Genomic DNA, 12540 nt, shown 5'->3' with positions numbered 1-12540 from the left:
TTTTGAACCGTCCGTTTCTTGTTGCGCAGATCAGCGATCTGCATCTCAAAGCCGCTCAGCGACTGAGTTATGGCGTCGTCGATACCCTGGGCGCGTTGCGGCGTGCGGTCGATCATCTGAATACCCGTCATCCGCGTCCCGACATCGTGCTGGTCAGCGGCGACTTGGTCGACTTCGGTCGTCCTGATGAATATGCCGTGCTGCGCCCTGAACTGGCCCGCCTGCACATGCCTTTCTACCTGGTGCCCGGTAATCACGACAATCGAGAACATTTGTTGGCGGCATTCGCCGATCACACCTACTTGCCGAGAGTGGCCGGTGAACCGCTGGATTGGGTGGTCGAGGAGCATCCGCTGCGCCTTATCGGTCTGGACACGAGCATACCCGGCGCCCATGGCGGCCAGTTGCTGGACCGTCAGTTGCATTGGCTCGATGAACAACTGGCCCGTCGCCCCGAGGCGCCGACGCTATTGGTTCTGCATCATCCGCCGTTTATCAGTGGCATTGGCCATATGGACCGCGAGCCGTTCCTCAACGCGTCGGCGCTGGAGCGCCTTATCGCCCGCCACCGGCAGGTGGAGCGCCTGTTGTGCGGGCACCTGCATCGGCCGATGCAGCGGCGCTTCGGCGGCAGCCTGATTTGTGTGTGCCCCGGTACCTCACATCAAATCGTGCTGGATCTGCAAGCCAGCGCCCCGGCGCATTTCAACCTGGAACCGCCGGGCTATCTGCTGCATCACTGGCATGAGCAGGCGTTGGTGAGCCATAACGGCGTGTTTGGCGAATACCCGGGACCGTATCCGTTCTATGATGCCCATGGATTGATTGAATGATCTCGCCGGGGGGCTTTCAAGGGCGCTTACCGAGGGCGCGCTTGGGCGGCCGAGTCGGGCCTGATCGACAAATGTTTCTCGATGATCCCCAGCAACAATGGGTTGTCCACGCTCTGCAGTATGTTCACCAGGCCACTGCTGGGGGGCGCGATGGCAACCTCAAGTCGTAGCGGCGGTTTGTATCGCCAGCTCTTGCCCCGGGTCCGGCCGGCGTGCAGTTCCACATCGGCATGGTACTGCGCCGATGTTGCGACGCTGGGGTCAAGCAGCCAGGCGATGACCAGGGCATCGTGTATCCAGCAGCCGGCCAGGTTGCGAGTGGATATCGAGTAATCGATCCATGGCCTGAAGGTCTCGCTGACAAAACTCGCCAGGGGCGTATCGAATTGTTCAATGCGGTCCAGATCGTCGTGGGTCATCAAGGTTTGCGTAGTGACATCCAGGGGCACCAGGGTGATATTGGCGCCGCAGTTCAGCACGCAGTGCGCCGCTTCCGGGTCGAACCCGAAGTTGGTGTCCTTGATGTAGTCATCCAGGTTGAATACACCGCCCATGATCACGATCTCCCTGACCGCCGTGATCATCTGCGGGTAGCGTTCAATCGCCAGTGCCACGTTGGTCAATGGGCCGATCGCGACCAGCGTGATCTGCCCCGGGTTGGCACAAATCAATTGGCCGATGGCATCCGCCGCCTCCTGTTCCGGCGCGGCGAATTCAACGGGGCGACGTACGCCGTGCCACAAATGGGATAACTGGCGCTTGTGCACGGTATTGTCCAGTGCCTCGCGCCAGGGGCCGCTCGGCTCCTGTAACGCCTGGGTGCTGCCCCTGACGACGGGCAGGGCGCAACCGACCCTGGTCATCAGGTCCTTGGCGACGTTGTAGCCCACGGCGCTGGGAGTATTGCCGGCAACGGTGGTTACCAATTCAAGGGATATTTCGGGAGCGGCCAGTGCCAGCGCCAATGCCAGGCCATCATCGACATTCGCGCCTGCAATCCCGTTCCCTGGATCGCAATCAATAATTAAACGTTTCATTCCACCTTCTTTCTAGGTCTGTGGTGTTTTAACCGCGTTGCATCCGCAGGACTCACCAATCATCAACCGGTGAGAAAACTCTTGCAGCTTCACCTCGCCATTCCAGGCCAGCAGCATCGCAATGGCCGCCTTGGCCATTTCTTTGACGGGCTGACAGACCGTGGTCAGTGAAGGGGTATAAAAGGCCGATTCTTCAGTGCCGTTGAAGCAGACCAGTGCCACCTGCTCCGGGACCCGCATGCCGTGCTCCGACAGCGCTCGGATGCAGCCTATTGCCTGCGCTTCATTGGCGCAGAACAGCGCGCGGGGAGGGCGACCGTTGGCCAACATGCGCTGTGCCGCGTCATATCCGCCTTGTCGTGTGTAGTCAGCCGGAAATATCCACTCCGGGCGCTCTTCGATCCCGTAGTCGGCCAAGGCGTTACGCCATCCGCCCAGGCGGTCTTGAGCGTTCAGCATTTCCAGCGGCCCACAGATAGTGCCCACCTCGCGGTAGCCATGGCTCAGCAAGTGCGCCGTGACTTGGCGGGCCGCGGCTCGTTCATCGACACGCAGCATATTGACAGGCAGGTCGGGATCGACCCGATCAAGCATTACAAATGGCGTGCCACTGGCCTGAATCAGATCAATGTAGGGATGGCGGTCGACGCTGGTGTAGAACAGGCCATCCACCTGCTGCCGCAGGAGGTTATTGATCAGGTCCAGCTCGCGCTTGCGGCAGTCGCCGGCATCGCCCAGCAGGATCACCAGGCCATTGTCCAGCGCCTCCTGTTGCAGTGCATGGGCAAAGGAGGCGATGAAGGTATTCGAAATGTTGGGGACGATCAGCCCGTAGGTCCGGGTCTTGCCGGAAGCGAGCGCCTGAGCCACCCCATTGGGGCGGTAACCGGTGTTTTTTATCGCGTCCAGCACACGCTGGCGAGTGGCCTTGGCGACGGGCCTGGGGCCGTTGTTGATCACGTAGCTGACCACCGCCACCGAGGTTCCGGCTTCGCGGGCGACATCATCTCGTGTGACTCGGCTTGAGTTTTGTTTTATCAAAACAACCTACCATTTCTTGTGAATAGACAGACATACAGGGGCTGTCGCAGCTTATCTACTCGCGTAGATTCCTGCGCTGGAAAAACCTCGAAAAAGGGCTGAGGTGGGAACCGGAACATGCCGCTTCATCAACTGGCCGGTACAGCTTTGTGGAATGTGGCATTGTCACCTCGGTTTTGTGTCAGTTTGATGACCGGGACCTTGTTCCCTCGAGTCACCCGCAGCCCTTTTTTCAGCCCGTCGCGAATCAGAAGAACGCGTAGGTGTAGCTGAAGATCAGGCGGGCCTGATCGACCGCAGCGACGTTTGGAATGCCACTGCGCAAGCTGCCTTCGCGCAGGGAGGTGCCGAAACCTTTCAGGACGCCACTCTGCACCACGTAGTCGATGCGCATGTCACGTTCCCATTCCGAGTACCTGGCACCGCCGGTCGAACGGATATCGTCGCCATGCAGGTACATGGCCGATGCGGAGAGGCCGGGGACCCCAAGCGCGGCGAAGTCATAAGAATATTGGGCAAAGTTGGTGTTTTCTCCCGCACGGATAAAGGAGTTGGCCATTACGTCGGTGATGAGGTAGACACTGGCACCGCCGTTGCCTTCGTTATTGCCAGCGCCGCTCAGTACGTTGCCTTGGTTCAGATACACCGTGCCTCCCGAGTCGGAAACCTGTTGCCGGCCGAGCATGAACGAACTGCCGCCCAGGGAGTAAGTGAAGGCCGCGCTCCAGGTGGTGTTATCGACTTTTCCCGGGTGACTGGCATAACCGCCGTTGTTGTTGAAGATATAACCAGGGTCGCCATTTTTGCCTTGCGCGGTGCTGTTGAAGTAACGCAGATCGGTTTTGATCCTGGAGTTGTCGCTGAGTGGGGTGGTGTTCAAAAATCCGAGGAAGTGTTGCTGGTAATAATTACTGAGATTGGCATGGTAGTATTGAAGAACGGTATCTTTGTTGAGTTTCCAGTCTCCGCCAGCATAAGTGAATTTGTTACTTGCCTGAGTGCCGCCAGCAACGGCCAATCCTGTGGCATTTGAGGACGCACGTCCCGTCGAGCTATTCAGTTGCCCGGCATTGATTGTCAGGTTATCGATTTCTCTGGACATCAGTGTAACCCCCTCAAAAGTTTGCGGGAGCAGTCGACCATCGTTTGCAATCAGGATGGGAAGGTTGGGGGAGAGCGCACCGCCGGCATGCAATTCTGTTTTCGAGAGGCGAACCTTGGCATTGCCCGCCAGCCGGCTCCAGCTGTCCACGGGGGTGCCGTCGGAGTTCACCGGAACAAATGAGTTCGAGGTGCTGGCGTTCGGGTGTTGGATCCCCCCGGAAAGATTGAAAGCTTGCATGGCCTGGACATCGAGACCAAAACCCACCGTGCCTTGGGTAAACCCTGAGAGATAGTCCAGTTTGAAACCTTGCGCCAGTTCGCTTTGGTCGACCCCCGGGGCATTCGGGTTGTCATTGCGAAGGTAGTAAGTACGTGAGTTGAGCGAGGCGCTACTGTCATCGATAAAACCGGCGGCGAGTGTTTGTTGTGCCAGGATACTTGCTGTAACGGCCAGTGCGAGAGTGGGGCTTTTCATTGCGATACTCCTATAGTTTTGCGGATGGATAGGCGTGCGTCTACTCGACCTGTAAACAGTCAGTCGTACGCGGTCAGGTTTTTCTAAGAGGCGTTAAAAGTTATCAGTGAGGCGGTCTGATATTGGGCTGTTATATTTGGTCGCGCGTGACTATCGTTCAGGTTGATGGCACGCGGTTGCGGAAGTTGAATGTTTCGCCGTGCCAGGCGCGCGCTGGAACTTGGTCACCCTCTAAATAGCGTCTTCCAGGGCGTTCAAATCGCGGCCGCGAGTTTCCGGTGCAACGAAGGTCGTCAGCAGGCCAATCCCCGCCATCGCGACAAAGTAGGTGGCAATCGGCCACCAATGCCCGGTCCATGAGAGGAGTGCGGCGGCGACCAGTGGCGCGGTGCCGCCCGATAGAATCGAACCCAGTTCCTTGGCCATGGCCAACTTGGTATAGCGATTCTTGACCCCGAATAGCTCAACGCTCCAGGCCGCTTGCACGCCAAAGATTCCCAGCGATGCCAGGCCCATGCCCAGCACGATGGTGGCTGTGACGATGCTCGGATCGCGCGAATCGAGCAACATGAATGCCGGGAAGGCATAGAGCATCAGTAGCAGGCAGAACCAGCGGTAGATTACGCGCCGACCAAAGCGATCAGACAGCCAGCCGGCCAATGGGATGATTAAAAAACCCAGTATCGATGCGATCAGGACGGCCTGGGTCGCGACGGATTTATTGACCGCGAGCACTTTCACCACGTAGCCGACGATAAACCCCTGGGCCAGGTAGGAGGGGCCGTTTTCGCCGATGCGCAAACCGACCATGGTGAGAAATGCCCGGCTGCCTTTCCACAAGCCGGCAGGCTGTTCGAGGGGGGAGAGCGCGGCGATGGTGCTGTTGCGCTGAGCCTGCAACTGGGCCTTTCTGAGTTCGAATACCGGGGTTTCTCGCAGGTTGCGCCGGATCCACAGGGCGGCCAGTGCAATCAGCGAACTGCACAGGAACGGGATGCGCCATCCCCATTCCTGCAATGATTGTTGATCCATTTGCACAACCGCCAGCCAGACCCCTGAGGCCAGCAGGGTGCCGCTGTTCGAGCCCAAGGCAATCACCGATGACACCAGACCCCGTCGTCGTGCGGGGGCAAATTCACCGAGCATCACGGTACCCGCCGCCAGTTCGGCACCCGCGCCAAAGCCCTGGGTAAAGCGCAGCACTACCAGGCACACGGGAGCCCAGAGGCCGATCGATGAGTAACTGGGGATCAAGCCGATCAAGGTGGTGGAAGCCCCCATCAATACAACGGTAGAGAGCATGACCACCTTGCGTCCCTTGCGGTCGCCCAGCCAGCCGAAGAACAGTGCACCGATCGGCCGCGCTACAAACCCCACTGACCATGTCGCGAACGTGGAAAGCAAGGCCATGGCCGGTGTGACATTCGGGAAAAACACATCGCCGAAGATAAGGCCCGCGGCCAAGCCATAGAGCGCAAAGTCCGCATACTCCATCGCCGTACCCAGCCAGCAGGCGAGGGTGGCGCGATACAGCTCCCTGCGTCCTTGCGCGGTCATCAAGCTTTCATCCGCGGCCCCCCCTGCTCTGAACGTGGCGTATTGAGCAGCACTTTCAACTGTGGACATCAAGAAAACTCCTGGTCTGAGGATGGCCCGTACAGGCCCATTGAGGGGCTCTGCTTTCGCGTCGATGACATTGCGATTCCTGGCGTTGCAGGTTTATCTACGCGCGTAGATTCCTGTTCTTGAAAATCGGCCTGGAGGTTTGCCTCGCAGGCCGATACTGGAAATCAATGCAGCGACTTTTAATCAACACCCGGTATTTCGCGTCAAACAGGGCTGAAGCGTCATCAGCCCAGGATTGAATTTGACGCTGCGGATATTAGGCCGGGTTGTATTGCATTCGAATGACAGGTCCGCCCGCAGCATGAGCCTCCAGGACTGGACCGCTAGAGATCGAGCACCAGCAGTGGCGTTTTCGAGCGCGAGCAACAAGGGGTGAACTGGTCGTTGGCGGCTTGTTCATCCTCGCTGAGGAACAGGTCGCGATGTTCCGGCAGTCCCTCCAGGACCCGTGTCAGACAGGTGCCACAAATACCCTGTTCGCAGGAAATGGCGATCTCGATACCCTTGTCTTGTAGTACCTGCACCACGCTCTTGTCGGCGGGCACCTCGAAGGTTTGACCGCTACTGGCGATCCTGATCGAGAAGCTGCCGTCGGCGCCGGTATCGACGGGCGCGGCGGCGAAGTACTCGCGATGCAGGCAGGGCTCCCGCCAGCCGGCGGCCTTGGCCGTGTCCAGCACGTGTTGCATAAAACCACCGGGGCCACACACATAGACATGGACGTCGTGTTCAGGCCTGGCCAGGATCTTGGCCGCATCCAGCGCGGTCTCGGGTTCCTGATCGAAATGCAGGAACACCCGCTCGGCAAACGGCGAGTGTTGCAGGCGCTCGACAAAGGCCGCGCGGTCCCGCGCACGGGCGCAGTAGTGCAGTTCAAAATCCGCGCCGCTGTGTGCCAGGCGTTCGGCCATGCAGAGGAGCGGGGTAATGCCGATTCCGCCGGCGAACAGCAGGCTGCGCCTGGCCTCATCGACCAGTGGAAACAGATTGCGCGGCTCACTGATCGACAGGCTCGCGCCAGGCCGGATCTGTTCGTGCAGGGTCCGTGAACCGCCCCGGGACCCCGGGTCCTTGAGTACGCCGATCAGGTAACGGTGGCGCTCTTCGGGGTGGTTGCACAGCGAGTATTGTCGGATCAGGCCGCCAGGCAGGTGCACATCGATATGGGCGCCGGCGCTGAAGGCCGGTAGTGGTTGCTCATCGATACTGGCCAACTCGTAGCTGCAGATGTCCCGGGCTTCGTCGTGGCGCGAAACCACTCGCACTTCGATCATGTCAGTGACTCCTGTGGGGCTCGTTCCCGGGCGATCAGACGCTCCAGGACACGGCGTGACTGCACGCCACCGGCGTCGATATTGAGCTTGAGCAGGTTGCGTTGGGGGTGATCGAGCAGGTTCTGCTGCTGGCGTTCGAGCATCTCCAGGTCCTCGCTGAAAATCTTCCCCTGGCCCTCGCGGATGCTCGCGGTCAGGGCCTGGTCCCGAGGGTTGAAGTTGCGCGCCATGCCCCAGAAGTACCAGATCGAGGTCTCGGTTTGCGGAGTGATGAAGTCGACCACGATGCTCGACGCCTTGAACTGCGGATCGGCGTGATAACCGCCTTTGCCGGCATGCGCCACGCCGACTTCGATCAACACATGACTGGGCGGGCTGAAGCGGCAGATCTGCCAACGGTCAACCGGCACATCGTCGGCCAGGTTGTTGCCGCGCAGGGCCATGCGCCAGAAGGGCGGTGCCATGATGTTTTCCATATGGCGGGCGGTGATCACCTCGTCGCCCTCGACCGTGGTGATCGGGGCGGCCTCATCGATTTCCTTCTGGCCGATGCTGGACGCATGCACGTAGGTTTCGTGGGTCAGGTCCATCAGGTTGTCGATCATCAGGCGATAGTCGCACTGGATATGAAACAGGCCTCCGCCATAGGCCCACTGATCGCTGATCGCCCATTCCAGATGAGGGATCAGCGCCGCGTCGGCCTGCGCCTGATCGCCGGGCCAGACCCAGACAAATCCGTAGCGCTCGACCACGGCAAAGGTCTTGTTGCAGGGGAATCCCCGGACCCGCTGGCCGGGCATTTCCACGGTCTTGCCATCGCAACCCATCACCAGGCCGTGATAGCCGCACACCAGTTGGCCGTTTTCGACGTATCCCAGTGACAGCGGAGCGCCGCGATGGGGGCAGAAGTCCTCGACGGCCGCCACCAGGCCTGCATGGCCACGGTAAAAAACCATCTTTTCACCACAGATCTGACGGCCCAGGGGCTTGTCGAGCTCATCAGGCGTGCAGGCGACGTACCAGGTGTTCTTGAGATACATGGCAATTCTCCGAGCTTTTTTGTATTTAGTGGATCCATTAATGTTGTTTTGCGTCATCAAGTCAAACAAAAAAATCGAGTTTGTGTTTTTAATGGATCCATTGGTGCGTTTATCGAACACATTTTGCATGTGTCGCGGGAGTATTTGTTTTGTTGATTAAATATTTTATTGACTAAACAAATTGTCTTGGTTGATTATTTCCCTGCATCTGCTCCACGCAGAGTCATTTCCAGAGTCAATCCGATGAGTCAGAACCCCGTGCCGTTGCTGGCCAATCTCTATGTCGAGGCCAATGAGTCTTCAGTCGATGAGCGTCTCGCGCCGTCACTCATGCAAGGCTTTCCAACCGAACCAGAACGCCGTGTCACCTGGTCCAACTGGATGCACCCGCCATTCAACCAGTGGGGTTTTCGTAACCTGGCACGCCTGCGTCCGTCCATCGACGTGCAGGCCGGCCCAGGTACGAGCAGCGTCTTGAAGGAGGCTCCGTTGGCGCTGGATGAGCTGCATTTCGCCAGCGAATGCGGTCTGGGCATCAGCGTCATTGATCACCTGGTGGCCAGTCACACCGACGCATTCCTGGTCATGCAGGGCGATACGGTGTTGTTCGAGCGGTACTTCAATGGCCAACAAGCGCAGGACCGGCATGTCATGTTCTCGGTCACCAAGTCGCTGATTGGCGCCCTGGGCGAGCAACTGGTCAGCGACGGTATTCTCGATCCGGCATTACCCGCACTGCATTACGTGCCGCAGATGCGGGGCAGCGCGTTTGCCGATGCCAGCGTGCGGCAACTGTTCGACATGGCCGTGGGCATCGATTACAGAGAGGTCTATGACGACCCCGACTCCGAGAGTTCACAGTATGGCTACGCTTGCGGTTTCCAGCCGGCACCGGCACGGCACGCCCGCTTCGAGTCGCTGTACCAGTACCTGCCGTCCCTGCAAAAGCGCGGTGAACATGGCGGCTTTTTCCACTATGTGACCGCCACCACCGAAGCCCTGGCCTGGGTCATGGAGCGTGCCTCGGGCAAGGCCTGCGATCAGTTGCTGCAAGACATCTGGAGCCAGTTGGGCTGTGACCGCGATGGCTACTTCCTGGCCGACCCCTGGGGCCGCAGTGTTGCCGGTGCCGGTTTCAACGCGACCCTGCGGGACATGGCCCGGTTCGGTCGCCTCCTGGCCAACGATGGTCGCCACGACGGCCGGCAGTTGCTGTCGAGCGAGACCGTTGCACGCATTGTCGCCGGGTCCGATCCCGCGATCTACGCCACGGACCCGGAGTTTGCCCAGTGGACGCCGGGAGCTTCCTACCGCAGCCAGTGGTACGTCTTCAACGACCACAGCCAGGCGCTCATGGCCGGTGGGATCCACGGCCAATACCTGTTCGTCGACAAGCGCTCCGGTGTGGTGATCGTCAAGCAGTCGTCGCTGAGCGATGCCGTCAGCCCATTCGATGCTGACAGCGTGCGCATGTTGCGCGCGATCGCAACCCACTTGAGTCGTTGAGCGGTCCCCTAGAACAACAACCTTGCTTGTCGATTCATCCGACCCGAAGGGGTCTTGGCGACGTACTGCGTCGCCTTTCACTGCCCTGTAACAACAATAAATCACACAGGAGCTTCACGATGTTTCCCATGATGCGTTTTACCCGCACGCTGTTGGCGGTCGGGCTACCCCTGGCGACCCAGGTCGCGCTGGCGGGCTACACCTTCGAGGATGGCGACCTCAAGGGGGAGGTCAACCTCACGGCGGGCGCGGCCACGCTGTTCACCCGTAACGTCAACTTCGGCAGCGGTCGGGTCGATATACGCAACGGTAAACGGGACGGTACCCGCATTGACTGGCAGGAGTTCTACGTGAAGCCCGGCGTCAAGCTGGAGTATGCCGTGCAGCCGGATTTCAGCCTGCTGGCCGGTGGCTCGCTGGTGGCGGCGAAGACCTTGGGCGATGGCGATGCCGGTGGTTTCACCCGTAGCTCCGACGGTAAGGTGGCGACGGAGGAGCTTTACGGCGGCTTTCGCAGCGGCGAGTGGAGCTTGACTGCTGGCCGGCAGAACTACCTGATCGGCACCGGCTTTATCGTCATGGACGGCAACCTCGACCAGAAAAAGGACGGTGCCTATTGGCTTGCCCCCAGGACCGCGTTCAAGGATTCGGCGATCCTGGCCTGGGAGCATGCCGCGGTGAAAGCCCAGGCCTTCAGCTTGCGTACCGATGCCGACCTGGGCGACTTCCGCATGACGGGTGTCAACCTGGATTACAACCTCGATGATCAGGTGACGCTGGGGGCGATGGCGATGAAGGTCAGTGCGCTGGGGCCCAAGGGCAGCACCCTGCCGCAACGCCGGGACGGGATGCTGGTGTACAACCTCAGGGCGCTGAATGCCAAGGTGCCGGGCATCGCGAACCTGACCCTGAATGGCGAATATGCCCTGGAACGGGGGAGCGGCGAGGGCGTCGATTATGATGCCAATGCCTGGTATGGCCAGGCGGATTATGCGTTCAATACCCTGCCACTGACCCCGGTCATCGGCTATCGCTATGCGAGCTTCTCCGGCGACGACAACCTCACCGATAATCGGCAGAAGGCCTGGGATCCGTTGAGCAAGGGCTTCGTCGACTGGAGCACCTGGTTGATCGGCGATGTGGTCGGCAACTACCTGTTGTTCAACAGTAACGAAAACGTCCAGCAGTTCTCGCTCAAGACCCACCTCAACGAAACCCTGACCCTGGGTGCGATTCACTATCAGTTCTGGCTGGACCAGAAAAACTACATGGGTGCGTCGGTCAGTGATCGGCGCTTTGCCGACGAGAGTGTGGTCTTCCTCGACTGGACGGCTTCGAAGGCGTTGTCCACCTCGCTCTCCTATAACTGGGTCAAGCCGCTGGCGGCAGCCAGGCAAGTGTTTGGCGACGATCAGAAGTTCAGCGCGCTGGAACTGTATTTCACCTACCGCTACTAAGTGCCGCGAGCCTTCGCGGCCGCGCTGGAGTGTTTCATCATGAACCGTCTTTTGCGTAACACCTTGCTGGGTGCTGTCGTTTCGTTGCTGGCCAGTGGTTTGTGCCTGGCTGAAGAGCGGACGGTCCGGATCTACAACTGGATCGAGTACCTGCCGCCGGAGATCCTGAAGAGCTTTCAGGAGGAAACCGGTATCCGCCCGATCTACGACGTTTTCGACAGTGTCGAGACCTTGGAGTCCAAGCTCCTGACCGGCAACTCCGGGTATGACGTGGTGTACCCGAGCAGCTCGAACATCAGCCACCTGATCGAGGCCGGCGCCATCCAACCGCTGGACCGCGACCAACTGCCCAACTGGCAGCACCTGGACCCCGAGTTCATGAAGTCCCTGGAGGCGGTAGGCGACACCGGCAATCGCTACGCGGCGCCCTACCTGTGGGGCACCACCCTGATCGGCTACAACGTCGACAAGGTCCGGCAGGCCTTGGGTGCCAATGTGCAGATGAACAGCTGGGACATGATCTTCAAGGCAGAGAATCTCGCCAAGCTGGCCGGTTGCGGCGTCGGCTTTCTCGACGCGGCCAACGAGATCGTGCCCATCGCCTTGCACTACAAGGGCCTCGATCCCAACAGCCAGAAGCGCGAGGACTACCCGCAGGCCCAGGCGGCGATGATGAAGATTCGTCCTTACATCACCTATTTCAACTCGTCGCGCTATGGCATGGACCTGGCCAACGGCGATATCTGCGTCGCGGTGGGCTGGTCGGGTGGCGTGGCATTGGCCAAGCAACTGGCCGATGCCGCCGGCAAGGGCGTCAAGGTCGAGATGGCGTTGCCCAAGGAAGGTGCGCCGATGTGGTCGGATGTCATGGTGGTGCCGGCCAACGCGCCACATGCCAAGGAGGCCTATGAGTTCATCAACTACATTCTGCGACCGGATGTGATCGCCCGGATCAGCAACAAGATCGGTTACCCCAACCCGAACAAGGACGCTACCGCGTTGGTGAGTGCCGACATTCGTAACAACCCCAATATGTATGTGCCGGATGCCGCGCGTAAAACCCTGTTCGCCCTGGAGCCCATGCCCGCGGCCATGGAACGGGTCCGCACCCGTACCTGGACGACCATCAAGACCAATCGCTGATCAG

Annotated in this window: 10 protein-coding genes; 4 read left to right on the top strand and 6 right to left on the bottom strand. The window is 59.6% G+C overall.

What is annotated here, in order from left to right; translation table 11 throughout:
• Positions 1–2: 2 nt before the first annotated feature.
• Positions 3–833, top strand: a complete 831-nt coding sequence (locus M5B96_RS09495) for a phosphodiesterase (RefSeq protein ID WP_248796420.1) — start codon at positions 3–5, stop codon at positions 831–833.
• A 26-nt stretch (positions 834–859) separates the two neighbouring features.
• On the opposite strand, the gene M5B96_RS09490 is transcribed toward M5B96_RS09495, so the two are convergent.
• From M5B96_RS09490 to M5B96_RS09465, 6 genes are all read right to left on the bottom strand, one after another.
• A complete protein-coding gene (locus M5B96_RS09490) occupies positions 860–1870 on the bottom strand; it encodes a nucleoside hydrolase (protein ID WP_248796419.1) in 1011 nt (336 codons plus the stop codon).
• 12 nt (positions 1871–1882) lie between these two features.
• Positions 1883–2911, bottom strand: a complete 1029-nt coding sequence (locus M5B96_RS09485; RefSeq protein ID WP_263859501.1) for a LacI family DNA-binding transcriptional regulator — start codon at positions 2909–2911, stop codon at positions 1883–1885.
• Between the two features lie 247 nt (positions 2912–3158).
• Positions 3159–4490, bottom strand: coding sequence for an OprD family outer membrane porin (locus M5B96_RS09480; RefSeq protein WP_248796417.1), 1332 nt, complete (start codon positions 4488–4490; stop codon positions 3159–3161).
• Positions 4491–4721: 231 nt separating this feature from the next.
• The gene (locus M5B96_RS09475) at positions 4722–6116 is read right to left on the bottom strand and encodes an MFS transporter (RefSeq protein WP_248796416.1); all 1395 of its coding nucleotides are present in this window, start codon (positions 6114–6116) and stop codon (positions 4722–4724) included.
• Between the two features lie 323 nt (positions 6117–6439).
• Entirely contained in the window at positions 6440–7390 is a 951-nt protein-coding gene (locus tag M5B96_RS09470) for a PDR/VanB family oxidoreductase (protein ID WP_248796415.1), read from the bottom strand.
• Positions 7387–8430: an aromatic ring-hydroxylating oxygenase subunit alpha gene (locus M5B96_RS09465; protein ID WP_248796414.1), complete on the bottom strand. Its 1044-nt coding sequence runs from the start codon at positions 8428–8430 to the stop codon at positions 7387–7389. The genes M5B96_RS09470 and M5B96_RS09465 overlap by 4 nt, the downstream gene beginning before the upstream one ends.
• Before the next feature lie 243 nt (positions 8431–8673).
• Here M5B96_RS09465 and M5B96_RS09460 point away from each other — a divergent pair, with 243 nt between their 5' ends.
• The 3 genes from M5B96_RS09460 to M5B96_RS09450 all read left to right on the top strand — a co-directional run bounded on the left by M5B96_RS09460 (position 8674) and on the right by M5B96_RS09450 (position 12536).
• Positions 8674–9936, top strand: a complete 1263-nt coding sequence (locus M5B96_RS09460) for a serine hydrolase domain-containing protein (RefSeq protein WP_248796413.1) — start codon at positions 8674–8676, stop codon at positions 9934–9936.
• 119 nt (positions 9937–10055) lie between these two features.
• Positions 10056–11393 (top strand): alginate export family protein, encoded by a 1338-nt coding sequence (locus M5B96_RS09455; RefSeq protein ID WP_248796412.1) that lies wholly within the window; start codon positions 10056–10058, stop codon positions 11391–11393.
• A 39-nt stretch (positions 11394–11432) separates the two neighbouring features.
• Positions 11433–12536 (top strand): polyamine ABC transporter substrate-binding protein, encoded by a 1104-nt coding sequence (locus M5B96_RS09450; RefSeq protein ID WP_248796411.1) that lies wholly within the window; start codon positions 11433–11435, stop codon positions 12534–12536.
• The last annotated feature ends 4 nt before the right edge of the window (positions 12537–12540 follow it).

The sequence above is a fragment of the Pseudomonas sp. MWU13-2105 genome (genome assembly GCF_023242315.1).
Taxonomy (GTDB): Bacteria; Pseudomonadota; Gammaproteobacteria; order Pseudomonadales; family Pseudomonadaceae; genus Aquipseudomonas.
Note: the sequence above shows the minus strand (reverse complement) of the source record. Positions and strands in the feature narration are given on the sequence as shown.